The sequence below is a fragment of the Lactococcus ileimucosae genome (genome assembly GCF_943193185.1).
GTDB classification, from domain to species: domain Bacteria; phylum Bacillota; class Bacilli; order Lactobacillales; family Streptococcaceae; genus Lactococcus; species Lactococcus ileimucosae.
Map to the genome: position 1 here is coordinate 61,186 of NZ_CALPDE010000006.1, position 25,517 is coordinate 86,702.

The 25,517-nt window shown below is 39.3% G+C and carries 26 protein-coding genes; all 26 read left to right on the top strand.

Translation table 11 applies throughout. The annotated features are described in order from the left end of the window. Nucleotides 1-6: 6 nt before the first annotated feature. The 26 genes from yidD (at nucleotide 7) to esaA (ending at nucleotide 25,343) form a co-directional block, all read left to right on the top strand. Nucleotides 7-273: a membrane protein insertion efficiency factor YidD gene (yidD, locus tag NFR51_RS04345; protein WP_251712514.1), complete on the top strand. Its 267-nt coding sequence runs from the start codon at nucleotides 7-9 to the stop codon at nucleotides 271-273. 199 nt (nucleotides 274-472) lie between these two features. Beyond that, nucleotides 473-1,255, top strand: a complete 783-nt coding sequence (locus NFR51_RS04350; protein WP_251712515.1) for an ABC transporter ATP-binding protein — start codon at nucleotides 473-475, stop codon at nucleotides 1,253-1,255. Next, a complete protein-coding gene (locus NFR51_RS04355) occupies nucleotides 1,245-2,195 on the top strand; it encodes a FecCD family ABC transporter permease (protein ID WP_251712516.1) in 951 nt (316 codons plus the stop codon). Before NFR51_RS04350 ends, NFR51_RS04355 begins: the two co-directional genes overlap by 11 nt. Continuing rightward, nucleotides 2,192-3,130, top strand: a complete 939-nt coding sequence (locus NFR51_RS04360) for a FecCD family ABC transporter permease (protein ID WP_251712517.1) — start codon at nucleotides 2,192-2,194, stop codon at nucleotides 3,128-3,130. The genes NFR51_RS04355 and NFR51_RS04360 overlap by 4 nt, the downstream gene beginning before the upstream one ends. Nucleotides 3,131-3,142: 12 nt before the next feature. Next, on the top strand, nucleotides 3,143-4,084 hold the full coding sequence (locus NFR51_RS04365) for an iron-hydroxamate ABC transporter substrate-binding protein (RefSeq protein WP_251712518.1): 942 nt from the start codon (nucleotides 3,143-3,145) through the stop codon (nucleotides 4,082-4,084). A gap of 532 nt (nucleotides 4,085-4,616) precedes the next feature. Continuing rightward, entirely contained in the window at nucleotides 4,617-5,057 is a 441-nt protein-coding gene (locus tag NFR51_RS04370) for a MarR family winged helix-turn-helix transcriptional regulator (RefSeq protein WP_251712519.1), read from the top strand. Continuing rightward, entirely contained in the window at nucleotides 5,057-6,034 is a 978-nt protein-coding gene (locus tag NFR51_RS04375) for a beta-ketoacyl-ACP synthase III (protein ID WP_251712520.1), read from the top strand. Before NFR51_RS04370 ends, NFR51_RS04375 begins: the two co-directional genes overlap by 1 nt. 87 nt (nucleotides 6,035-6,121) lie before the next feature. After that, nucleotides 6,122-6,343, top strand: coding sequence for an acyl carrier protein (locus NFR51_RS04380; protein ID WP_202230300.1), 222 nt, complete (start codon nucleotides 6,122-6,124; stop codon nucleotides 6,341-6,343). A 95-nt stretch (nucleotides 6,344-6,438) separates the two neighbouring features. Then, nucleotides 6,439-7,359 (top strand): ACP S-malonyltransferase, encoded by a 921-nt coding sequence (gene fabD, locus NFR51_RS04385; protein ID WP_251712521.1) that lies wholly within the window; start codon nucleotides 6,439-6,441, stop codon nucleotides 7,357-7,359. Nucleotides 7,360-7,442: 83 nt separating this feature from the next. After that, nucleotides 7,443-8,174, top strand: coding sequence for a 3-oxoacyl-[acyl-carrier-protein] reductase (gene fabG, locus NFR51_RS04390; protein WP_251712522.1), 732 nt, complete (start codon nucleotides 7,443-7,445; stop codon nucleotides 8,172-8,174). Nucleotides 8,175-8,230: 56 nt separating this feature from the next. Next, nucleotides 8,231-9,448 (top strand): beta-ketoacyl-ACP synthase II, encoded by a 1,218-nt coding sequence (gene fabF / locus NFR51_RS04395; RefSeq protein ID WP_251712523.1) that lies wholly within the window; start codon nucleotides 8,231-8,233, stop codon nucleotides 9,446-9,448. A gap of 92 nt (nucleotides 9,449-9,540) precedes the next feature. After that, nucleotides 9,541-10,011, top strand: a complete 471-nt coding sequence (gene accB / locus NFR51_RS04400) for an acetyl-CoA carboxylase biotin carboxyl carrier protein (RefSeq protein WP_251712524.1) — start codon at nucleotides 9,541-9,543, stop codon at nucleotides 10,009-10,011. Between the two features lie 13 nt (nucleotides 10,012-10,024). After that, nucleotides 10,025-10,459 (top strand): 3-hydroxyacyl-ACP dehydratase FabZ, encoded by a 435-nt coding sequence (fabZ, locus tag NFR51_RS04405; RefSeq protein ID WP_251712525.1) that lies wholly within the window; start codon nucleotides 10,025-10,027, stop codon nucleotides 10,457-10,459. A 193-nt stretch (nucleotides 10,460-10,652) separates the two neighbouring features. After that, nucleotides 10,653-12,017: an acetyl-CoA carboxylase biotin carboxylase subunit gene (gene accC / locus NFR51_RS04410; RefSeq protein WP_251712526.1), complete on the top strand. Its 1,365-nt coding sequence runs from the start codon at nucleotides 10,653-10,655 to the stop codon at nucleotides 12,015-12,017. A gap of 424 nt (nucleotides 12,018-12,441) precedes the next feature. Further along, on the top strand, nucleotides 12,442-12,732 hold the full coding sequence (locus NFR51_RS04415; protein ID WP_251712527.1) for a WXG100 family type VII secretion target: 291 nt from the start codon (nucleotides 12,442-12,444) through the stop codon (nucleotides 12,730-12,732). Nucleotides 12,733-12,778: 46 nt separating this feature from the next. Further along, nucleotides 12,779-13,249 (top strand): type VII secretion protein EssA, encoded by a 471-nt coding sequence (gene essA, locus NFR51_RS04420; RefSeq protein ID WP_251712528.1) that lies wholly within the window; start codon nucleotides 12,779-12,781, stop codon nucleotides 13,247-13,249. Continuing rightward, entirely contained in the window at nucleotides 13,246-13,509 is a 264-nt protein-coding gene (locus NFR51_RS04425) for an EsaB/YukD family protein (RefSeq protein WP_251712529.1), read from the top strand. Before essA ends, NFR51_RS04425 begins: the two co-directional genes overlap by 4 nt. Beyond that, on the top strand, nucleotides 13,496-14,623 hold the full coding sequence (gene essB / locus NFR51_RS04430; RefSeq protein WP_251712530.1) for a type VII secretion protein EssB: 1,128 nt from the start codon (nucleotides 13,496-13,498) through the stop codon (nucleotides 14,621-14,623). The genes NFR51_RS04425 and essB overlap by 14 nt, the downstream gene beginning before the upstream one ends. 5 nt (nucleotides 14,624-14,628) lie before the next feature. Then, the gene (essC, locus tag NFR51_RS04435; RefSeq protein ID WP_251712531.1) at nucleotides 14,629-19,107 is read left to right on the top strand and encodes a type VII secretion protein EssC; all 4,479 of its coding nucleotides are present in this window, start codon (nucleotides 14,629-14,631) and stop codon (nucleotides 19,105-19,107) included. Nucleotide 19,108: 1 nt separating this feature from the next. Further along, complete coding sequence (locus NFR51_RS04440) at nucleotides 19,109-19,555, top strand: DUF4176 domain-containing protein (RefSeq protein ID WP_251712532.1); 447 nt, start codon at nucleotides 19,109-19,111, stop codon at nucleotides 19,553-19,555. 21 nt (nucleotides 19,556-19,576) lie between these two features. Further along, nucleotides 19,577-19,855, top strand: coding sequence for a hypothetical protein (locus NFR51_RS04445; RefSeq protein ID WP_251712533.1), 279 nt, complete (start codon nucleotides 19,577-19,579; stop codon nucleotides 19,853-19,855). A gap of 3 nt (nucleotides 19,856-19,858) precedes the next feature. Continuing rightward, entirely contained in the window at nucleotides 19,859-20,215 is a 357-nt protein-coding gene (locus tag NFR51_RS04450) for a hypothetical protein (protein WP_251712534.1), read from the top strand. Continuing rightward, the gene (locus tag NFR51_RS04455) at nucleotides 20,206-21,450 is read left to right on the top strand and encodes a T7SS effector LXG polymorphic toxin (RefSeq protein ID WP_251712535.1); all 1,245 of its coding nucleotides are present in this window, start codon (nucleotides 20,206-20,208) and stop codon (nucleotides 21,448-21,450) included. The genes NFR51_RS04450 and NFR51_RS04455 overlap by 10 nt, the downstream gene beginning before the upstream one ends. Further along, nucleotides 21,444-22,154, top strand: coding sequence for a hypothetical protein (locus NFR51_RS04460; protein WP_251712536.1), 711 nt, complete (start codon nucleotides 21,444-21,446; stop codon nucleotides 22,152-22,154). The genes NFR51_RS04455 and NFR51_RS04460 overlap by 7 nt, the downstream gene beginning before the upstream one ends. Then, nucleotides 22,141-22,488 (top strand): DUF4176 domain-containing protein, encoded by a 348-nt coding sequence (locus NFR51_RS04465; protein ID WP_251712537.1) that lies wholly within the window; start codon nucleotides 22,141-22,143, stop codon nucleotides 22,486-22,488. The genes NFR51_RS04460 and NFR51_RS04465 overlap by 14 nt, the downstream gene beginning before the upstream one ends. Nucleotides 22,489-22,559: 71 nt before the next feature. Then, nucleotides 22,560-25,343 (top strand): type VII secretion protein EsaA, encoded by a 2,784-nt coding sequence (gene esaA, locus NFR51_RS04470; protein WP_251712538.1) that lies wholly within the window; start codon nucleotides 22,560-22,562, stop codon nucleotides 25,341-25,343. Nucleotides 25,344-25,517: the final 174 nt, after the last annotated feature.

Genomic DNA, 25,517 nt, shown 5'->3' on the forward strand with positions numbered 1-25,517 from the left:
GGGAAAATGAAAAAAATATTAGTTAAGACTGTCCATGGTTACCAGAGATTCGTTTCTCCTCTTCTGCCACCAGCTTGTCGCTATTATCCGACGTGTTCGAACTATATGATTCAAGCGATCGAAAAACATGGGGCAGCAAAAGGGATTACGATGGGTTCAGCACGTCTTTTACGTTGCCATCCTTTTTGCAAGCCGGGCTATGATTTGGTCCCTGACAAGTTTTCTTTAAGACGAAATTATGAGATTCCGGAAGAAGAAACAAAGGAATCTTAGAGCATTTGATATCATCAGAGATGAAAGGGAAAACAGTAACCTTCAGGCTATAGGGCTTGAGGGTTTTACTTTGTCTCTTAATTTTAAAATAATCGAGAAATTACTTGTTAACTTTTGTAAAGTATGTTTTAATGGGGTATGTAAAAAGTATTTGACATTATTAGCGCTGTAGAGTGACTAGAGCTAAAAGGAAAAACTCATGTATTTTGGGGTAAAAAATTTAAATGTATATTATGGGAAAAAGCAGGTTTTAAAGGACATATCCTTGGAAATCGAGCAAGGGAAGACCACTGCGATTATCGGAGTAAATGGTTCAGGGAAATCAACCTTGCTGAAAGCCTTAGGCCGTCTAATAAAGTATAAGGGAGAAGTTATCTATAGGGATGAACGTCTCACAAATTGGAATAATTTAGACATTGCTAAGATATTAACTTTGCTCCCACAGGCGCTGCAGGTGCCGAGTGACATCACGGTTTATGAATTAGTAAGTCTTGGACGATTTCCCCACCAAAAGCTCACACAGCAGAGCTTATCTGAAACAGATAGGAAATTTATCAAGCAGGTCATGCAGGAAACAGAAGTTTGGGATTTACGGGATCAACACGTTGAACGGCTTTCTGGTGGACAGCGTCAAAGGGTCTTTATTACGATGATTTTGGTCCAGGACAGCGAAATCATTCTTCTAGATGAACCCACAACATATCTTGATCTCTTGCACCAACTGGATATACTGAAATTATTAAAGCGCTTTGCTGTAAAGAGGAAAAAGACAGTTGTTTATGTGATTCATGACTTGAACCATGCTGCACGTTTTGCAGATAATATGGTTATTGTCAAAGAGGGGGAGATTTTTGCTTCGGGTCCTGTAGAAGAGTTATTCACAGAAGAAGTTATTCACGAGAGCTTTGGTTTGCAGGTTCGGCTAGGGCGAGATCTTTTTTGCCAATCTTTGATGATCACAGGGGTTAAAAATGAAGATTAGAAAGTTCCCTCACCAGATTGTTTTTATCCTTATTTTGCTGATCGTTCTATCTGTGCTTTACCTTATGCTGGGCGAGCAAAACTATAGTTTGAGTCAATTTTGGCGGGAAAGCATTGTTTTACAATTGCGTGTGCCTCGTTTACTTGCCTTAGTCTTTGTGGGAATCCTTTTATCAAGTAGTGGTCTCTTAGTTCAAACTATGACGGGTAATCCCATTGCTGAGATATCCACATTGGGTATATCAGGAGGTGCGAGTTTTGCGCTTGCCTTGCTTTTGGTATTTAAACTTTCAACTGGTGGCTGGCTGGGTACAGTGGTAGCCAGTTTAGGTGCGCTTATAGCACTGATAATAGTTGCTTTCTTAACTGTAAAAAGTAAATTTCAACCGATGAAAGTTGTGCTTGTAGGGACTTCTGTAGGGCTGTTTGCTACAAGTCTTGCGAGTATATTGACTTTTTATAGTAAAAATACGCAGTCGTATTTTCTGTGGATTGTTGGTTCATTCTCAGGTGTTACGCTTTTAAAATTGGAAATTTTGATGGCTGTGGCGGCTATCTTTGTTTGCCTGATGTTGCTTTTTGCGAATCAAATAAAATTGCTGTCCCTTGGTGAAGAGATGGCAACGAGCTTAGGTGTATCAGTAAATAGATTGAGATTGTTGATCATGATTATGGTTGCTTTAGCGAGTGGTGTTACCGTTTCAAGTGTAGGGGTGATTAGTTTTGTCGGACTGATGGCACCGCATTTAGCAGGACGACTTGTGGGAAGCCATTTTTTGAAGAAACTCCTTATGACTAATTTATTAGGGATTTTACTTTTGCTTATTTCCGACACCTTGGCGCGGAATTTATTTAAACCCTATGAGTTTCCAGCTGGGAGTTTGACATTAGTCGTTGGAGCAGTCTTCTTTATCTACACAATGAGTCAGGAGGAAAAATGAAAAAGAAATTTTTACTTTTGATCCTTACTCTACTTGCATTGATTATTATAGATTTGACATATTTTTCCACAGATTGGACCTTGCTTTCTATACTTGTTCCACAGTTTAGGTTGTCACGTGTTCTGGCTGTCCTTATTGCTGCGGTGGCCTTGGCGATGGCGGGTCTTATCATTCAAACGACGGTGGATAATCCTCTGGCTGATGCTGGAACTTTGGGGATTACGAGTGGTGCGAGTGCTGGGGCTGTTTCTTTTCTCCTCCTCAGTCAGTGGTTGAAACTGTCCGGAGTTTGGGTTTTTATGTATCCCATCTTTGCTTCACTGGGTGCCCTGCTTGCATTTGTCCTACTTTACCAGCTTGCTTTGAAGAGAAATGCGAGTAATGTTCGCGTTCTTCTCATAGGACTTGGAATTACAGCTCTTTTTCAAGCCTTAATTACCTTGATGCAATTGACCATTAACCGTTTTGATTTTCAGCAAGTTGCAGTCTGGCTGTCGGGGGATGTGTGGCAAACCAATCAGGCTTTTCTTGCTTTGACATGTTTTTTATTAGTTATCGGCCTCATTATCCTGTATTTTTACAGAAAAAAATTGGAGGTACTAAGCCTTGGAGAAGAGATGGCGATAAGTCTAGGCTTGGATGTCAAGAAAAGTAAAATGCAATTCTATATACTGGCTTTACTTTTTGCTTCAATAGGTGTCTTGTTGGTCGGCGGTTTGGCTTTTATTGGCTTGATTGCACCACATATAGCGCGTGAACTTGTTGGATTTGAATTCAAAAAACGTTCTTGGGCAACAGCATTTGTAGCCATGATTATTTTGCTATTAGCGGATAGCCTCTCACAAACGATTATTGCCCCTTCGAGTTTACCTCTGGGTTTTATGGTCGCGCTCATAGGTGCGCCTTACTACATATACTTAATACAAAAAATTTGAAAGAGGAGTGGTATGAAACATCTTAAATTATTTTCTTTAACTTTAGCAGCAGTAGGGCTTTTAGGGCTTTCTGCCTGTTCGAGCTTAGATGTATCGCAATCAAAAAAAGCTGAAAAAGTAACCTTTGCAGCTCTGAATGGAGAAGTAGAAGTACCTGCTCACCCTGAACGTATCGCTGTACAAAACTATCCGGACGATATCGTAACATTAGGAGGAAATGTGGTAGGAACAGACTCGTGGACCTTTCCAAACCCTTACCTCTCAAAGAAACAAAAAGAGAATATGGTGGAACTAGGGTCCCCAAGTTTTAATCTGGAAAAACTCATTGCTCAGAAACCAGATTTGATTGTGACTGTGGATAAAAGTCAAGTTTCAGATTATGAAAAGATAGCTCCCACCGTTCTGGTGAACTACCAAGAGGTGAACACTATGGATAAATCTTTGAATTTCTTTGCTAAACTTCTCAACCGTGAGAGCGAAAAGGAAGAATTTATCAAAAAATTTGATAAAAAAGCGGAGACACAAAGAGAGAAACTTAAAAAGCATGGCATAGATCCAGCAAAATCGAGAATTTCTTTATTAGAATTGCAAGGTGATAAAATCTATGCTTATGGAGATAACTTTGCTCGCGGTGGTCAAGCATTAACACGTGGTCTAGGTTTTCAAAAGTCATCCAAGATGACAGAGCTATCCGAGGGAATGGGCTATGCGGAAGTTAACGCTGAAAGCTTAAAAGACTTTGATGCGGATTATATATTTGTAGATTTTAAAAATGCAGATAGAGCGCAGTATGAAGCTCTTCAGAAAAATCCTGTCTGGAAAAATCTAAAAGCAGTTAAAGAAGGACATGTTGTTACAATGGACTATGACAAGGTGTATTTCTTTGGTGGTCCGACAGCATCAATGGAGCAACTTGCTGACTACACTGAAGCACTCATTCGTCAAACCAAATAATGAAGACAAAGCTGGCTCTTGGATGATTTTCCAAGAGTTTTTTATACAAAATGTAAAAAAGTTATCAAAACGTCAACTTTTGTGTTAAAGACAGTTCAAATTTGGAAAAGGTAGAGAATATTTAACTTTTATTTTGTTATAATAAAATTAAGCACAAGTAGACGAGACGAAAAGCTCAAAGCAATAGAAGTGCGTTAAAGTCTTCTGAGAAAGAAATATATTTGAGAAAGTTGACAGATAAAAGGTTCTTATTTTTTATCCGCAATTATCTGGGAGCCTTAAAATCGTGGAGGAGTTGAGTTCTCGGGTTCACGGCAAATACACGAAAGGCATTTTTGATGAAAGATGAGCCGTTTTGAGTGAGGTTTCTCGGCTTTTAAGGATGAAATAGGCTGGGTAATTTTGTCGCCTTCTCATAATTTTTTTCATGCCTTGTCATCTCTCAAACTACTTAGCACTTGCAAATTATTTTTATTATGGTACAATTTTGTATTGTAAATGGTTTGCATCATCAAAATATCAGGACGTACAAATGAAAACAGATTTTGACAAAATTAATGAATGGTTGATTCAACTTTTCCACGATTTCATGAACTTAGAAGAACAGTTCTTGAAGGATTCCGATTATCCAGATGTGACTGTGAAAGAGCTTCAACAACTGACACTTATCCATACTTTAGGAACTTGCCGAGCTACGGATATTGCCAAGAACCAAAAGTTGGTTCTCTCAACAATTACCATTACACTCAATCGCTTGGAAATTAAGGGATATATTAGACGCGAGCGTTCAGATCGTGATCGGCGTGTGGCGCATGTCGTTTTAACAGAAAAGGGTAAAGCGCTTTGTGCCTCACATAGTGAGTTTTTCCGTCAGATTTCAGAAAAACTTATGTCCAGTGTTTATGGGACAACGGAGAACAAACTTGCAGGTGAGCTTGAAGAACTACACAAGTCATTGGAGAATATGAAATAATGCCTTTCGCTAAAATTACCCAAACGGCACATTATGTGCCCGATAATATTGTGTCAAACGACGATTTGGCAAAAATCATGGACACAAGTGACGAGTGGATTTATTCACGGACGGGTATTAAGCAGCGACACATTACAGTTGACGAAAATACCAGTGATTTAGCCGCCAAAGTAGGTGAGCAATTACTCCTCCAAGCTGATTTATCAGCGGACCAAATTGACTTTATCATTGTGGCAACGATATCTCCAGATAGCAGTATGCCAAGTACGGCAGCGTTGGTTCAAGCAAAAATCGGTGCGCATCGTGCTTTTGCTTATGATTTGACAGCAGCTTGTTCTGGTTTCGTTTTTGCTTTATCCACTGCTGAGAAATTGATTGCAGGTGGATATACACGTGGTATGGTTATTGGGGCAGAAGTCTTGTCTAAGTCATTGGACTGGTCTGACCGTTCCACGGCCGTTCTTTTTGGCGATGGTGCAGGAGGAGTTCTCTTGGAAAATACAGGAACAAAGCCCTTAATTATCGCTGAACATTTGCGCACAGATGGCTCAAGAGGAAATTCGCTTACTTCTAATCACTTAGAACTCCAGCCAGAACTTTTAGGTCGATCAAAACCTGTTGCAGAGTTTATCAAAATGGATGGGCGTGCTATCTTTGATTTTGCAGTTCGTGATGTTCCAAAAAACATCCAAGAAACCTTAGAAAAAGCAAGCTTGAAGCCAGAAGATATTGATTATTTTTTGTTGCATCAGGCCAACTCTCGAATTTTGGATAAAATGGCTAAGAAGTTAGGTGCTGAACGTAGTAAATTCCTACAGAACATGCAGGATTATGGTAACACGAGTGCAGCATCTATACCTATTCTCTTGTCAGAAGCTGTAAAAAATGGTAAACTTTCTTTGGACAGAAATTCTAAAATTGTCCAAACGGGTTTTGGCGGAGGTCTCACCTGGGGCACGCTCATTGTCAATCTTTAAACAAGAAAGACAAATCTTACATTTGGTTATACGAGTGATTTATCACACTATAATATATATATTTTCTACACATTAAGGAGAAATAAAATGGCAGTATTTGAAAAAGTACAAGACATCATCGCTGACGAACTCGGCAAAGAAAAAGAAGAAGTAACACTCGAAACTTCATTTGAAGAACTCGATGCGGACTCACTTGACCTTTTCCAAATTATTAATGATATTGAAGATGAGTTTGATGTTGAAGTAGATACAGAAGCAGACATGAAGACTGTTGCTGATCTCGTAAAATACGTTGAAGCTCAACAATAAACGGAATGATGGGGTGAAAGCCCCGTTTTTCACTTGTAATAAATTTTGAAAATTAGGAAGTGTCACAAAAATTAAATTTTGTGAAATTAAAAAATATGAAAACAGCATTTCTTTTCTCTGGTCAAGGCGTTCAAAAGTTGGGAATGGCTAAAGACCTTTTTGATGAATTTGCCATTGTCAGAGAAACTTTTGATCAGGCAAGTCAAGTCTTGGGTTATAATCTTCGTGAGTTAATTGATAATGATGAAGCAAAACTCAACGAGACACAATATACCCAACCGGCTATTCTAACAACATCTGTAGCGATTCTTCGCTTGCTTTCAGAGAAGGGGATTCAACCAGACCTTGTGGCTGGCCTTTCTCTAGGAGAGTACTCTGCATTGGTAGCTAGTGGTGCGCTTGGTTTTGCAGAAGCTGTTGCTTTGGTAGCAAAACGTGGTCAATATATGACAGAAGCTGCGCCAACAGGATCAGGTAAGATGGTTGCTGTGATGAATACAGATGCTGCTTTAATCGAAGACATTTGTACAAAGGCATCAGAACGTGGAATTGTGAGTCCAGCTAACTATAATACACCTGCACAGACTGTTATTGGTGGTCAAGCGGCCGCAGTGGATTACGCCGTTGAACTTCTGAAAGAAGCTGGCGTAAAGCGTATGATTGAACTCAAAGTTTCTGGCCCCTTCCATACAGCAATCTTGAAACCTGCAAGTGAAAAGTTAGCCAAAGATCTTGAACAGGTTAATTTTAATAACTTTAAGTTGGCGCTTATCTCCAATACGACAGCAAAAGTGATGCAGGACTCAGAAATAAAAGAACTTCTCACGCGTCAAGTAATGGAGCCGGTACGCTTCTACGAGTCCGTTGAAACAATGAAAGCACTCGGCGTGGAACGCTTTATTGAAGTTGGTCCTGGCAAAGTCCTTTCCGGTTTTATCAAAAAAATAGATAAAGAAGCAAGTTTCACCAATGTTGAAGACCTTGTATCGCTCAACGCTTTATTGGCAGAAGATTAGGCTTAAACTTACGAAATAAGTGCTACTTGTCGCTGTAGAACTTGGTTTGAGAGCAATTAAAAATCATAAGAACAGGAAAAATAATGGAAATTAAAAATAAAAATGTCTTTGTGACAGGCTCAACACGTGGTATTGGTAAAGCGATTGCCTTACAGTTTGCACAAGCTGGTGCGAACGTGATTATCAATGGACGTTCAGCTATTTCTGAATCCCTCTTATCAGAGTTCACTTCTTTTGGGGTTAAAGCCGTCGGCGTATCTGGCGATATTTCGCAATCTGATGATGCCAAACGTATGGTAGCAGAAGCAGTTGATGCTTTAGGCTCAGTTGATGTTTTGGTTAATAATGCGGGGATAACGCGTGATGGTTTATCTTTGAAAATGAATGAAGAAGATTTTGAAGCTGTTTTGAAAATAAACCTCACAGGTGCTTTTAACATGACACAAGCTGTTTTGAAGCCAATGACGCGTGCGCGAGAAGGCGCAATCATTAATATTACTTCTGTAGTAGGCTTAATTGGTAACGCTGGTCAAGCCAACTATGCAGCTTCAAAAGCTGGGTTGATTGGTTTGACAAAATCAATTGCGCGTGAAGTTGCAGGACGTAATGTACGTGTCAATGCTGTAGCACCAGGTTTTATTGATTCTGACATGACCGAAGTTCTTTCAGATAAAGTCAAGGATGCAATGAAGGCCCAAATCCCAATGAAACGCTTTGGTCAACCAGAAGAAGTTGCTACAGTCGTGAAATTCCTTGCTGAGCAAGAATATATGACAGGGCAAGTATTGTCTATTGACGGTGGCATGGCCATGTAGCCTTACACCAGATTAGTCTAAAAAGAAGTTTGTAACAAACTCCAAAGGAGAAAAAGATGAATCGTGTAGTCATTACAGGTTACGGTGTAACCAGTGCTATCGGTAATACACCAGAAGAATTTTGGAACAGCCTTAAGTCCGGTAAAACAGGTATCGGTCCAATTACGCGCTTTGATGCAGAAGCTACAGGTATTAGTGTGGCAGCAGAAGTCAAAGATTTCCCATTTGAAAAGCATTTTGAGAAAAAAGATGCACGTCGCATGGATACTTTTTCACTTTATGCTGTCTATGCTGCGCTTGAAGCTATGGAAATGTCAGGCATTACTCCAGAGAACACAAATTATGATCGCTTAGGGTGTATCATGGCCTCAGGTATTGGTGGCTTGGAGCAAACACAAAAAAATTCACAAGCGCTGCTCAAAGGTCCACGTAAAGTCACACCACTCTATGTGCCCTTGGCGATTGCCAACATGGCGACAGGTAACGTTGCCTTGCGCACGGGTGCGCGTGGCGTATCTCGTGCAGAAGTTACAGCATGTGCAGCAGGGGCAAACTCTATTGGTTCAGCTTTCCGTGAAATCAAACATGGTTATGCAGATGCCATTATCGCCGGTGGTGCTGAAGCTGCGATTTGTGAGCTCGGTATTGCTGGGTTTGCCAACTTGACTGCATTGACAAAAGAGGCTGATCCTTCAATTGCTTGTCGTCCATTTGATAAAGACCGTTCGGGCTTTGTTATGGGTGAAGGTGCAGGTGTCTTGATTTTGGAAAGCCTTGAACATGCGAAAGCACGTGGTGCAAATATCTTAGCCGAGATTGTTGGTTATGGTAACACCAACGATGCCTATCATATGACAACGCCGTCAGGTGTTGGTGCTGAAAATGCGATGAAGCTTGCTTTAGAGGAAGCAGGTATTTCTGGAGCAGATGTTGATTACATCAATGCACACGGTACATCAACACCTGCCAATGAAGAAACAGAAGCAAAAGCTATCCACAATGTCATTGGGGATAGAGCCTTGGTTTCATCAACAAAGGCTTTACACGGGCATGCTCTTGGAGCGACAGGAGCTATCGAAGCAGTAGCGACTGTACAAGCTATTTTAAATCAGTTTGCACCAGTAAATGCTGGAACAAAAGAATTGGATGAAGGCATGACTATCAATGTCGTTCTTGGTCAAGGTCAAGATGCTGAGATTAATTACGCATTGTCACAAGACTTTGGTTTTGGTGGACACAATGCCGTATTGGCCTTTAAAAAATTCACAGATTAGTTTAAAAGAAAGATAAGCACTCTGCTTTCTTTCTCAGAGTTTAAGTGCAGTTTAACTTAGATTGTGGAAAAGAAAGCGAGCGGGATATAAAAATGAATATTAATGAAGTAAAAGATTTGATGTCACAGTTTGATGGTTCGAGTTTGCGTGAATTTTCTTGGCGCACAGCAGAAGGAGAACTGTCTTTCTCAAAAAATGAAAATAAAGTTCTTGCAGCAGCTGGAACAGCAATTCCAGAAGCAAAAGCAAGTGCGCCAGTACCTGTAAGCGAAAGCCACACAGAACTTGCTGTAGAAACAGAACGCGTGGAAGAAGCTGCTACAGCAGTAGGCGAAGCAGTAACAAGTCCTTTGGTCGGTGTAGCCTACTTACAACCAGCACCAGACAAACCTGAGTTCGTTAGTGTGGGAGATACAGTCAAAAAAGGTCAAACCTTACTCATCATTGAAGCAATGAAAGTTATGAACGAAATTCCAGCACCTAAAGATGGTGTAATCACTGAAATCATGGTCAATGCTGAGGATGTGGTTGAATTTGGTCAAGAATTAGTACGCATCAAATAAAGGAGCGGTAAAAATGGCAGAAGTAAATATTGACGTCACAAAAATTATGGAGGCCTTGCCTCACCGTTATCCCTTCCTTTTAGTGGACCGTGTGATTGATATTGCGGACGATGAAATTACAGCTATCAAGAATGTGACGATTAACGAGGAATTTTTCCAAGGGCATTTTCCACAATATCCAGTAATGCCAGGTGTTTTGATTATGGAAGCTTTGGCACAAGCTGCAGGTGTTTTGGAACTTTCAAAACCTGAAAACAAAGGAAAACTCGTTTTTTATGCAGGAATGGATAATGTAAAGTATAAAAAGCAAGTCGTCCCTGGTGATCAGCTGGTTTTGCACGCGAAATTTATCAAATGCCGTGGACCTATTGCTGTTGTTGAAGCAGAAGCCAAAGTTGACGGTAAATTAGCTGCAAAGGGTACGCTGACTTTTGCTTTAGGAAAATAAATAATATCAAATATGCCACAGTTAGTCTGTGGCAACTTTTAAAAGTAAGTGTACTTTGCAGAGTCAAAGCTTTGGCTTAAATCCACCCAAGATGGTTTGTTACAGCAGAGGTTAAGAAGACAGAAAGACTGTCTTTCTCCTTTTTTACTGAGGAAATCCTTTGGAAAAAGAGCTTGATAGGAGTTATCAATCTATGTTTAATAAAATTTTAATCGCCAATCGTGGTGAAATAGCTGTACGTATTATACGTGCAGCGCGCGAACTCGGCGTTGCTACTGTTGCCGTATATTCAGAAGCGGACCGTGATGCACTCCATGTTGCGTTGGCAGATGAATCTATCTGTATCGGCCCAGCCCGTGCAACAGAGTCTTATCTGAATATGAACAATATTCTAGAAGCCGCTGTTGCTACTGGAGCTCAAGCCATTCATCCAGGTTTTGGTTTTTTGAGTGAAAACTCAAAGTTTGCACGTCTTTGTGAAGAAATGAATATCAAATTTATCGGTCCCTCAGCCCAGGTCATGGATATGATGGGAGATAAAATTAACGCGCGTGCAGAAATGGTTAAAGCAGGCGTTCCTGTAACACCGGGTTCTGAAGGTGAAGTGTATACGAGTGAAGAAGCACTGGATTTAGCCAATAAGATCGGCTATCCTGTCATGCTGAAAGCATCAGCTGGCGGTGGTGGAAAAGGTATCCGTAAAGTTAGCAATGCAGAAGAACTCGTCCCCGCTTTCGAAGCAGCTACTGCTGAAGCCAAAGCTGCTTTTGGCAATGGTGCCATGTTTATCGAACGTATGATTTTCCCTGCCCGTCATATTGAAGTCCAAATCTTAGCAGACCAACATGGCAATGTTATTCACTTAGGAGAACGTGATTGTTCCCTCCAACGAAATAACCAGAAAGTTCTTGAAGAAAGCCCATCTGTCGCGATTGGACATACTTTACGAGAGCGCATCTGCCAAGCTGCTGTCAAAGCAGCAGCACATGTGAACTATGAAAACGCAGGAACAATTGAGTTTCTCTTGGATGAAGCTTCAGGCGATTTCTTCTTCATGGAAATGAATACACGTGTACAAGTTGAACATCCTGTAACCGAGTTTGTCTCAGGTGTGGATATTGTTAAGGAACAAATTCGAATTGCAGATGGTCAAGAACTGTCTGTGAAACAAGAAGATATTGAGTTCAAGGGACATGCTATTGAGTGCCGTATCAATGCAGAAAATCCTAAATTTAACTTTGCCCCAAGCCCAGATAAAATCACCAATCTGTTTCTACCAAGTGGCGGTGTAGGCTTGCGTGTGGATTCAGCCATGTATACAGGCTACACCATTCCACCTTATTATGATTCAATGATTGCAAAAGTTATCGTCCATGGTGAAAACCGTTTTGAAGCCTTGATGAAAATGCAACGTGCTTTGTTGGAATTCGATGTGGAAGGTTTAACAACCAATATTGACTTCCAACTGGAGTTAATTTCAGATGATAATGTTATTGCCGGAGACTATGACACGAGCTTTTTAGCCAATACATTTTTGCCGGAGTATTTGGAAAAATGAGTAGAAGAAAACGACACTGAGACGCGTGGTGAAGAGAGGTTTCAAACCCCTCTTCACCACTTTTTCTTTTACGATAATGTTAAGGCTGATTGATTAATTTATGGCAATTTTAGAGGTGAGTGTCCAGTGTTAACAGTGAAGTTTATCACAGATTTATTCTGAGCATTCTATTGATCTCCATCTGGTTTTCCTTGGTATAAAAACTGTTCTTGCACAGATCCTATCTATGTTTTATAGCAAAAATGACTCCTGTTTTTCTTTGACAAGATATAATGGAGAATGGTAAAATAATATTGTGAGAAAACGATACACTTTCTCATTTTTATTTATCTGCTTTCTTATAAAACAGATACATCATGCCCCAATAAAGTAAGGTAATAATTTTTTAATTACATATATTATATTATTTTAAAGGAGAATGAAAATGGCAACAATTAGTGTCACACCTGAAGAACTCAAACAACAAGCGCAAGTTTACATCCAATCTAAAGAAGAAATCGAACAAGCGATTCAACGTGTAAATTCAATGAACAGCACAATCGCGGAAGAGTGGAAAGGTCAAGCTTTCCAAGCTTACTTGGAACAGTACAACCAACTTTATCAAAATGTTCAAAAGTTTGAAGAATTGCTAGAAAATATTAATCAGCAACTGAATAAATATGCGGATACAGTCGCAGAACGTGATGCACAAGATGCTCAAAGTTTTGGATTTTAAAAGTGAGCACCCTTGTGGTGCTTATTTTGTTTTTTATGGAGAATAAATGAAAAAGCATAAATTTTTATGGTTTTTTGGCGTCCTATTTTTCTTGACGTATTCACCTGTCTCTGTACAGGGAGACAGTGATGGAAGTTTACAGCTTCAGTCTGAGATGATAACTAACCAATCTGGGGGAGGCGCAAGTGTTTCGGAGTTTGGAATCCGTTCTCAGCTATTCTCGACACCCCTATATGAAAAGGAAAAAGAGAAAGAAAAGCAAGAAGCAGAAACTCTTAAGCATGTTCAAGCTATAGATTTTAATAAAAACAGTCAGAATAAGTTGTATAAAACAAATGTTCAAAATGTAAGGACGGGATTATTTAAAGACTATAAACAGGCAAACGTTGCTTCGACTTCTTTAAATACAGAAGCCAAAACTAAAGGAATGCTTGTATTACTTATTTTGGCGATACCTTTAATGGTTTTGACAGGATTTGTGGCAAGACGTTTTGCAAGACGAAAGAGGAAGCGATGAAAGATCATATTGAAATCAGTTTAGAATGGATAGGAAAACAAGTTGACTTAGCTATCCCGTCAATGGTTACTTCAGAACGTTTGATTGAATTGCTGAGTCAAGCTTTTGAAGCAAAGGGACAAAGCTTACCAGAAAAATGGAGTTTTATTGTTAAAGGTAAGTCATTGGCTCTTGAAAGTGGATTAACGTTAAAAGAGCTGGGTTTGGGAAATGGAGATATATTACAGCTCATTGTAGGAGAAGAAAATGAAATTATTTGATGGACAGGATACATTAACGGTTAAGAGGGAAGAAAATCGTTTTATTGTTTTTTTAACAGGAACGCAGGTCAACCAACAAGAATTGGAATTTATCAAGAATAAAACAGATTTGACTGCATCTACAGATGAGGAATATACTTTTCAAATTTCCTACAAGCTGATGCGTAATGCTAAAAGTTTGTCTTCTCTTATGACTCAAGCAAGGTCGGAGATAGAACGTCTGGAGCTGGCTCTAAAATTAAAAAATTTGATTGCTCAAAAATCAGGATACAGAGTACCTTTTGTCCATCCAGAAAATATCTTTTTGACAGATGGAAAACTCTCTTTTATTCATGTTGGTATGAAAGAAGGAGTTGCACCTATGGAAACAGACAGAGCACTGTTTCTTTCACAATATAAGGCGCTTATTTTGTCAATTTTGAATTCCAAAATCTCTTATGAAAATCTTGTAGGAGGAGAAGCCAGTCTTAGAGACAAGTTTAGCCAGTCTCTAGTGGCTTGCAGCAATTTTGAAGAAGTAGATGCTTTGTTGGAAGAAAAATTTTCTCGTGAAAGACAAAGGGAAGAAGCCTCTACTATTAAGGTTTCCAAAGGTCGCTATAGTTTCTTCAAATATGCGGGTTCTGCTGCCTTAATCGCTGCAATTATAATGGGAGCTTTGACCTTTATGGATCAAAAAGTAACCATACCTAAGCAAAAAGCAATTATGGCTGCACAATCAGATTTTATCACGAATCATTACGATAAAACTTTAGAAGATTTGAAGGCTTACCAACCCGAACAGCTTCCTAAAGAAGCACGTTTTGTCATGGCATCTTCTTCCATTCATTTAGCAGATTTGAGTCAAACTCAAAAAGCGGCAATTTTAAATAATATTTCCTCTACAACAGATGACAATACGTTGAATTATTGGATTTATCAAGGACGGGGCGAGTTTGAAAAATCTCTGAATTTAGCAAAGAACATTGGCGATGACCAGTTGACTTTGCTTGCCTACACCGATCTTTATCAAGTTACAAAATTGAACAGCACAATGAATGGTGACGAGAAGCAGAAGAAACTTGAGGAATACAATAAAGCAATACAAGAGTTAAGTAAAAGCTTAGGAAAATAAACAGTATGAAAGAATTATTTGAATTAGAACATTCACAAAAAGAAAATCAGAATTTTCTTTACGATGCACGTCATCCCGAAGAAATTCTCTATATTATTTTCATATTAAAAGACAAGTTGGAGAAAGTGACATTAACTGAATCGCAAATGACTGCTTCTTATGCGCATTTGTTGTTTGGTGTCGTTAATGAACAGCTCCTTGTTAACGGTGAAAAGCTTTCTAAAGGTATGCATGATATTGACGGTATTCCTCTATTTGTTTTATTGGCAGAGGAGCTACAGACACATTTTTTGATTTTAGATAACCAAGAGTTTGTTATCCATAATCAAACAACTCCGTGTGCTATTCAAACGCAGGATGATTCCCTCATCATTATTGACAATGAGGATGAGACACAACCTTTGGCACTCATAAAACCCTTAGGGGACTTTGTTTATTATAACGATGAGAAGCTGAACAAGAGTACGAGTGTATTGTTCAAGATTGGTGACACTCTTCTTACGCCTGAACTGATGATAGAGCGACGTTCTGAACAATGGAAAGTGACAGCTTTTTCGCAAGAGGTGATTTTCAATCCTGAGTTTTTCTTGGAGCAACAGCGCAAGCTGGAAAAACCGCAAGATTTCCCTGAATATCGTCGTTCTCCTCGCTTGAATCTAGAAATTCCGGAAGAAAGTTTTAAGTTTGAAAAGATAGGAGACAAGGAACAAGCACCTAAAGGTGGGTTACTCAAAGCTATTTTGCCTCCTATAGGAATGCTTGTGGCGGGAGGTCTGACAACACTTTTAGCAGGACGTAACGCGCTTATGATGATGGCGACTGCGCTTGTCAGTGCAATGACTGTTGTTTTTACAGTCACACAATACCGTACTGAGAAAAAGGACCGTCTAGAGCGTGAAAGGCAACGGGAAGAAGACTATCAGATTTATTTAGCAAAGACTACTTCCAAGCTAAACCAAGTGCACCGTCAAGAGAATAAAGTGCTGCATTATCAACAACCTTCTCCACAGAGATTACTGGAGAAGATTGAAAAATATGATTCACGTCTTTATGAACGCATGGCCAATAATAAGGACTTTTTGCAAGTTTCTTTGGGAACAGGGACACAGCCTTCCGGCTTGAAGGTGGAAACAGACTATACGCCGCGTGATGAGGGTGAGTGGGCCAGCCATGTTAAAGGACTGGTGGGAAAATACACTAAACAAGAAGATACACCAGTGACGTTGGATTTAAGACATCAAACTCTTGGACTAATCGGGAACTATGAGTTGCTAAAAGATACAGTTTCCAATCTCTACTTGCAACTGGCCTTCTTTCATTCTTACCGTGACCTTAACTTTATTGCCTTAGTACCTGAAAAAGCCTATGCAAAAGATTGGCACAAATGGCGTTTTCTTCCCCATTTTAAGGTACAAGGTATTAATACGCGAGGAATAGTGCATAATGCCAAATCTCGGGACATGGTGCTTTCTAGTTTTTATCAAATCATTAATTCGCGGCAGCAAGAGTTGAATGCAGCAGGGCGTGAGAAACCAACCTTCCTTCCTCATTTTGTCTTTACAATTTTTGACGATTCTTATCTGGCGGGACATGGACTCAATGAGTTTTTAGCTGAAGACATGTCTGATCTGGGAGTGACTGTGATTTGGTGTAAAGAGGATAAGAAACTCTTACCTGAAACAATCACTGCTCTTGTAGAAGTGAAGAACCAGCAGGCTGGGGTACTCATTCAAGATAATGGCCACCATATGGATAAGGTATATCATCCTTATCCAGCGCTTGAAAGTCAAGAAAATTTTGAAGTCATTCTTCGTCAAATGTCCAGTTTAGAACATATGGAAGTGGAGAAAAATGCGATTCCTGAGCGCCTTAGCCTATTGGAGCAATATTTGGTCGAAACAGTCGAAGATTTGGATATCGCGAGCCGCTGGGCCCAAGCAGAACCAAGTAAGTCCATTGCCTCTATGATCGGATGGAAAGGAAAGAAAGAATTTGCCTTTTGGGATTTGCACGAACAAGTACATGGTCCGCATGCTATCGTAGGGGGAACTTCTGGATCTGGTAAGTCTGAGTTTCTGACGACTTACTTGATGGGGTTAGCCATTAATTTTTCTCCAGAAGACATAGGTATGCTTATCATCGACTGGAAAGGTGGAGGAATTGCAGATACCTTGGTTGATCTCCCACATTTCATGGGATCAATTACTAATTTGGATGGTGCTGGCACTGCGAGAGCTTTGGCTTCCATTAATGCAGAGCTCAAAAAACGTCAACGTGAATTCAGAGAATACGGGGTTCAAAATATTGCAGGCTATACGAAGCTTTACCGTGAGCGTTTGAATCCACGTGAGGGAGTGAAGTATCCAGAAAAACCTTTGCCTCACCTCATGCTGGTTTCAGACGAATTTGCGGAACTCAAAGAAAATGTTCCAGAGTTTTTGGATGAGTTAACATCAGTAGCGCGTATCGGACGCTCCCTTGGGGTGCATTTGATATTAGCGACTCAAAAGCCCGATGGTGTGGTCAATGACCAGATTGATGCCAACTCTAAGTCTAAAGTTGCTTTGAAGATGTCAGATGAGGCTAACTCGAGAGCTTTGATTAAGACAGGGGATGCCGCACACATTACTAATGCAGGGCGTGGTTACCTTCGTGTAGGTGAGAGTGAAGTTTATGAGCTGTTCCAATCTGGTTACGGAGGAGTAGAATACAATCCGCATGCTACACAGGAGGAAACAAAAGATGAGCGTATCTTCCATATCAATGCTGCTGGACAGTGGGAACTTTTCTATGACCCTCGTGAAGAAGTGATTGACCAAAATCATGATAAAGAGGAACTCCCTACGCAATTACAGGCGACGATACAAGAAATTGTGAAGACCTTTGAGGAATCAAGCTATACAAAACCAGATAAACCTTGGTTACCAAATCTAGCTGGAGCAATTGTAACAGAACCAGTGAAAAGGGAGGAAAAGCGCAACCTGTCTATTCCTTTTGGTGTGCTTGATATTCCAAGCTTGCAAAGTCAAGAAGTTTATAACTATGATTTGGAAGAAAGCTCTCACACAGTGCTTTTTGCAAGTCCTGGTTTTGGGAAGTCCACCGCCCTTCAAACGCTTGTTATGAACTTGGCTCGTCAGAATACACCAGAGCAGGTTCAATTCAACCTATTTGACTTTGGAACCAATGGCTTATTGCCACTGAAAGAGCTTCCTCATGTAGCAGATATCGTGACCTTGGAAGAAAATGAAAAACTCCAAAAAATGCTTCAGCGCCTGGAACAAAATCTGGCAGAACGTAAGGCTTTATTCAAGAAAGTAGGCGTTGCTAATCTTAAACAGTATCAAAGTAAAACGCAACATGAACTGCCAATCATTGTGAATGTTTTAGATTCTTATGACGGCTTAAGTCCAAATGATAATCGTAAAGATACGATTGACAATCTTTTACTGAAAGTTTTGCGTGAAGGTGCTGCTGTAGGAATTTATTTGGTACTCACTGCAGGCCGTTATAATGCTATCCGCATGAATATGATGGCCAATATTCAGACAAAGATGGCACTCTTCTTAAATGAAGATGGAGACCTCAGCAATCTCTTTGGCCGTGAGAAATTAGAACAGGTGGAGCTTCCAGGACGTGCACAAATTAAATTAGAGCAACCTTTAGCCCTTCAAATATACCTGCCTACAAGGGAAGAAAATGAAGTGGAGGCACTTGCAGCACTTGACCAAGAAATCGTGGCAATGAAAGAGGAATGGAAAGGGGCTTTACCAGATGAAATTCCAATGGTTCCTGATGAATTGACACCGGAAACCTACGAATCACTGATTAGCCGTGAGGAACACGTGATGCCTCTAGGACTCAATAAATTAAGTGCTCAGGCAGAATTCTTCAAATTCTTTGAAGCGAAGAGTTTGGGGATTTTCCCTGCATCTGCAAAGCAGTTTAAACTACTGATGCCTTTCTTGATGGAACAGATATTTGAAGCTGCTGGCGAGGCAGAGCTTGTCTTAATCGATGCCAGCAAGAACTTGGAACACTATGCATCTCAAGCTACTGCATATATCTCGAAAGAAGCGATCATCACGCAAAATATGGATCTTCAAAAGGCATTGAAGGCTTGGTTAGAAGAAGAATCGACAACAGTACGTGTATTAATCATGAATGGACTTGCAGACCTTGTGACGCAACTCAACATTCAACAAGGACAGCTGGTTTCCTTACTCACTCAAAATAATCCTAACAAGCAATTGATTGTGATGGATTACTTCACTCGTGTAGGGAATAGTTTCAACATGCCTACAACGGCTGTGCGTGAAAATGCTTATCAGATTCTCTTTGGCGGTGACTTAAACAGTCAGCATCTGATTGAAAATCTTCCTCTGGAAGTGAAGAAAGAAGTTGTCAATAAAAATGTTCTGCATGCGGTGAAAGATGAAGAATTCTTTAACATTGTCGTTCCTGTAGAAAGTGAGGAGGCTTAAAATGTCTGAAAATGAAAAGAAGCTCCAATTTTTAGGGCTGGGATCAGTTGTTGAGATTGACCATATGGATGCTTTAGCAGAGACACTTTATGTGATTGTGGCAAGAGCAGTTGGAAAGGACAGCTCGGGGGAGACAATTTTACGCTATCAAGTTGCGCCTCATCCACAAGGTGGTTCTGCAAGACAAGCAGATGCGATTATCACGCTTGCGGAATCTGACATAACGAAGATTGTCTTCGAAGGTTATCGCGATGAAAAAGACGATAAGTTTTTGTCTGACATGATAGCTGGGATGGAAAAGGCAATTAAGAAAATGGGAAGCTCTCCTAAGGCTACAGCACTTCCTCAAGAAAAAAAGGAAGAAAAGCCAGTTGTTTCAGAACCGCCTAAGGTGGAGGATGAAAAAGAACTCTTAAAAAGAGATCCCTTTTATAAATTTAAAAAGTAAATCAAAGAAAGGTTAAGGAGAATGGGAGCAATAAAATCAGATATAAGTGCAGCTTCAGATGCCGTTTCGATGTTTAACAGCAGTGGACAGCCTTCAAATACAAAGTTTGAGCTTGGGGAAAGCAACATTGCAGGCATGAAAAGGGCAGCAGAGGTTTCTAATAGCATCATTGAAGACCTAACAAAGCTTCAGTCAAGTATTAAAACACAAGCTGATAAGTTCCCTAAGCTGGCTGCGGTCATTGAAGAAAGAGATAAGCAAGATGCAGTTGCTTTAACCGACATGAGCTGGGGCTTTTAATTGATGGCGAAGGATAAAAAAGCAGACAAGCGCTTAGAATGTGATTGGAAAATCGCATCCATAGAAAGTAAAAGTGATGAACTGTATCTGGAAGAGCAAAAAGCACAACAGGCATTGGAAAATTTTTCGACCATCATGATGAGTAGCTTTAAGCAACTTCAAGCCATTGACGACGACATCAATAGGAGAAGTCACAGGCAAAATGCTTACAGTGAGACCCAGCAAAAGCAAAAATATATCTCGGAACTTATTTTTCAGCAACAAGAGGCATTAAAAGCTGAATATAAAAAAGAGAGACTCAAACTTGAAGCAGAACGAGAAAAATTGCAAAAAGAGAGGGACAGTTTATCATGGGACTAATCTATAATCCATCTGAATCGCAGGGACTTATAGCTGCCTTAAACGGAAACATCGGAACTGCGGAAGTAATAATTGATAACCTCAATCAAGCCAGCCAACATTTGACATCAGCCTTAGACACAAACGCATTATCTGGGGCAGCCTATACCGCTGGTAAGGGAATGTTTTCACAGCTGGTGCTTCCGACGATTTCAAAAGCCTCAAAGGCAGTAGAAAAATTAAAAACAGAACTCCAAAAATATAAAGATTATGATTCGGCAGTGGGCAATGAAGTTTTAGATGAAGACAAGCTAAATATGCAGCTTCAAGCTTTAAAAGCTCAACAATCCGCCATAACTTCACAAATTAATTCTTACAATCAGCTCGCTTCAGCTCATCCTGAAAATAGCGATTTGAACACAAGCTATGTTCATCTAAAAGAACAATTGTCCTCCTACATGAGTAACGTCAACGATGATATTCAGAAAGTTGAAAAAAAGCTTGAGAAACTGCATGAGTTTAATGATAACGTGAACACGCTTTTCACTTCATCAAAGGAAGATTTTAAAGCGGTTATGGATATGATGTCTGCCTTTAGTTCGGCAGAATTTGATGAAGCAGGTAATTTTACACTTAATATTAAAAATAATAAAGAATTGAAACGTTTGAAAGAAATAGCAGGGGAGGTATTAGAAGATCTTAAAGAAGAAAGTATCACATCTCTCTGGGAAGAAAATATAACGAAGGCTATTCATAATAAGGCAAAGACACGGGGAAAAATTGCAGCAGAAGCTATCTATAAAAATAGATATTCAATCAAAATGGCTAACGGTAAAATTTTAGGGAAAACTAAGGGCGCTACAGCTGCAGCAATGAAAGAAGCAGAAGACTTGGCTAGCAAATCTGGTAAAAGTTTAGGAAGATGCGTAGCAGGTGGTTTTGCAGTAGTTGGAGGCATTATGGATGGATATGAGGACTATCAACGAGATAAGAGTGTTGGTAAGGCTGTTATCCATGGTGCTTTGTCTGTAGGTGGTTCATTCGTAGCTGCAGGGGTAGCATCATTTATTCCAGGACCTGGATGGGCTCTTGCTGCTGGTATAGTTGGAGGCGTCATAGTTGGCAAAGGTGTTGATTGGTTAGTTGAGCAAAAATTTGTTAAAGATGCCTCTAAGAATGTAGAAAAAACTGTGGGTAAAGCTATACAAGGGGTGACAAATTTCTTTGGTTCTGTTGGAAAGGCATTTTCATGGTAAAGAAAAAATGGGTGCGTATTAAATGGTGTGGTCTTCCTAGCATCAGATATTTATTTATTGTAATGCCTGATGGTCAACGAGCTATTGTGGATCATTGGCCTGGTACCAACATTTTTAATTATCTTCCGATCGTCAGGAAAAGGCGGAAATTTAATGTATATTTAATTCCAAATGAAATGGATATTTCTGAGTGGGAAAAATATTTAACCAGTGAACTAGATATGATGTCATCTGCTACAAAAGCCTTAACAGGCACATTTTTAGCAAGAATATTAGGTGTAGGAGCAGTTGGTACGGTAATGATCGGTTTGCTTAATTTATTTGAAAAACCTTTGGATACAACTCTTAAGTTTTTTCACATTCCTCCTTCTATATTTATTGTTATTTCTAGCTTTTTGATGTGGGTGATTGCCAATTTTATTAGTAAGCAAGCTATTCAAAAAAAAATTCCTTTAGAAAGGTTTGAATTAAGGAGAAAGTTGATTCAACTGAAATTTAAAGATTTTATTTTTTCTGCTGGCATAGGAATATTTGTAATTGGTATTATATTTCTTCTTCTAGCTTTGGGGAATAATTATAATACCAATGGCATAGTTGTTTTAACAATTTTAACTTGGTTAGGGCTTTTTGCTTACGCAGGAATTTTACGAACAGCAGATTTATATATTTTAGAGAGTACAGGAGAGAGTAATGCAGGAAAGTAAAAAACTGCTTCCATTAGGAAGTTTGGTGTATCTTAAAGAGGGTACAGTGAAGATGTTGATTATTGGTCGTTCGAACTTATTAAATCGTTTCAACAAGGAAAAGCCAGCTTTATTTGATTATTCGGCGGTCATGTACCCTATGGGATATGCCGGGGAAGACAAAGTATTCTTTTTTAATCATGAAGATATAGATGAAATTGAATTTGAGGGCTATACGGATAGCGAGAATGAGCAGTATCTAAAAAATATGAAGGAATATCAAGAAAAAAATAGTGACACATTCATTCGTGAAGATGTCAGTCAATTTCTTGAAGAAAATAAATTAGTAGAATAACCTCTACTAATTACTAGTGATGATTTAAAGAAATCGTCAGTAGTAAAGAGTAGAAAAATAAAGGAAGTATTATGGAGAAAAAATTTGTAAAAAATGTGAAGAAAAAACAATGGCTCTCTATTGGCTTATTGACGGTTGCTGTGCTTGCTCTTATAGCTGTCTTTGCTTATTTGAGCTTTAATAAAAAGACACAGAAAACCGTCTCAAAACCAACGATTGCTTTGGTCAATGAAGATAAGGAATCGAGTTTTAACAAGAAAGTCTATAATTTTGGGAGAGACTTTGTTAATTTAGTATCCGGAGATACGAAATACAACTGGCAAGTTGTTTCACGTTCTGTCGCAGACCGGGCTTATAAGGATAAGGCAGTAGATGCGGTGATTTATATTCCGCAAAACTTCTCTCATGATATCTTGACCTTACAGGATATCAACCCGATACAGTCTCAGGTCAATTATAAACTGCAAAACAACCAGTCAGAGTTGTCCCAGAACTTACTTGATGATAAGATTACGACCATCTTGCGTGATTTCAATCAAAGTATTGTCAAGATGTACTATGCTTCAGTTGCAGGGAATATCTTAGAAGCTCAGAATAACATGAATGCCGTCATTGCAAATCATGGGAAAGTATTGACGAACCTTTCTAATCAAGTTTATGGTCCATTTCAGACAACCAATCAAAACTACTCCTCTGTTGTAACCGCAGCTGAAAGTTTAAAGTCAGCAAATAGCGCGTGGATTGCTTCGCAAAATAGTTTTAGCAAGTCGACACAAGGCATGCTAGACTCAACAAGCAAAACATTTAACAACCAGTTGCCTCGCTTAAAGCAGTACTTTGATACTCAAAAAGAAATCGCAGATGTCAATCTGAAAAATGGTAATCAAGCTATCATCAATCAAGCAGAAGAAGATCAAAAAGCTTATTTTAAACAGTTTGATGGTCTCTACCTTGATACACTCAATAACTTATCTCCTTTTTATAAAGATGAGGGTAACGGTAAGACATCTGGTCTCTTTGCCAATCTCCAGAAGCAAGTGACGGATTACAATGAAAATATCAAAGAATTGCGGAAAAGTTTGGACACACAGCTTGGGGCCCTTAATGATAATCGCGATGACTTATTCAAGTTAGAAGCTGGACTCTATGAGCAATTTTTTGCTCAAAAAGACTTAAAGTTTGAGGACTTTAATAAGGTGATAGATGTTCTACAAGATACTAAAAAGGCAGAAAAGCTAGCAAGGAAAGCCTTGGCTCAAAAGATAACATCATTTAATCACGAGGATAATCTTAATGACACAGCTTACCTATCAAATCTGAAAAAATTACTGGGAGAAATACCTTGGGAAATTTCAAACTATAAGGCTTTGTTTGAGGCTATGGAAGCTTCTGGGGTAGATGTTTCTCAATACAAAAAAGACTTGAACTTGATTGAACGCTACGGGAATGCGTTACAGGCATCTGGTGAAAAGGTGTCGCAAGGACAAGTATTATTCCTTCTCGATATCCCTACAGTCAACACAACGGAACAGTCTTTCCACCAAACGTTAAACATCACAGTTCCTGCAGGGAAACAATATGAGCTTAAACCGCTTAAAATTACAGGAGCTCAAGTAACCTACAATAAGGACAGATCAAGCATAAAATCAAAAGAAGGTGAGATTATTGATAGGGGAAATAACACTCTTGTTCTTTACAACAAAAGCACAGAGGGGACAGAAGAGGATAAAAAAGGTGAAGATGTAACTTTCACGATTGTTTATGACGTTTCCCTTGCACAGAGTACAAAGGCAAGCATTGAATTTGGCTGGGGTGAAAAAAATCTGAAGAAGAATTCTACCTCAGCGGATTACACACTGTATCCAAGAAATGAAATTTCTGATTATTTAGGCGGGAATAAGTTTGGAAGGGTTGCTGAACTCTTGGGGAATATCGATAAGGCTGCTACTCTTATCACATGGATTTACGGGGTACCAAATTCTTCTGTGAATAAAATGAACACATTGGAGGACTTTAAAAACGCATCACCAAAATCTATTTACAACCTGTATGGCAATATGGACATGTCTCAACTGGAAAAACGCCTAAGTGACAGTGATGTAAAGGCGTATCAAGAGGCAGGTCAAGAGAATATTGTAACTTTGATTGAGTCAATTACTGCCCTAAATGGAAGTATTGATGATTTAAGCAAAGCTAAAGACAATTTGAACGATAATCAGTTACCAGAGAAATATTTTGAACAAAATATGAGCGAACTCTTCAACTGGTATAATGATACGCTGGTCTCAATTGACCGATATTACAAATCATGGAAGAAAAATGATGTGCAGACACTCGCCTTAAAACCTTGGCAAGAATATAATTCTGCTGATGTCGCGCTCTATCAAGACAAAGCAGCCAGTGATGACCTTTACAAAACTATTTCCGAACTGTCAACAAACACAGCACAAAGGGCAGAAGAAACCGCTAAAAGTGCCCATATGATTAAAGACAATGCTGACGAATTTAACCGGCTGGTCGCGACAACGCAGGAGACAAAAGCTTCTGCAGAAAAACTGCTGAAAAACACAGACAATCTCTTGAATGATGGAAATAGTTCGTTCAATAAGAGTGAAGATTACAATAACAATTTCAGTAAGGTTCTGTCGAATACCCGTAGCCAAGCTGCTGATAAAAATCAAATATTTAACTTCTTTGCGCAGCCATTTAGCATTAAGAATCTTACAGAAGCAGTTGATTCAATCAAAAAGGAATTTGATTGGCGTTGGCTGATTATCTTTATCCTAGGTTTATTGCTGGGTGTGCTAGGTACCCTTATTTCTCGAGCAATCACGAAAAAGCATAAGAAAGTTTGAGATAATAAAAGCAGAGGATATTCAATAACATAAAGTTAAGAAGCTCCAGTCGGGGCTTCTTTTCTCATGCCTAAAAGCAATCCCCAGCCAAACTAACCACCCTTTTCTCATCAAACACTCATTTCATTTGACCTTTTTTTTTTATACTATAGACTCAGAAAGTAAACGTAACAT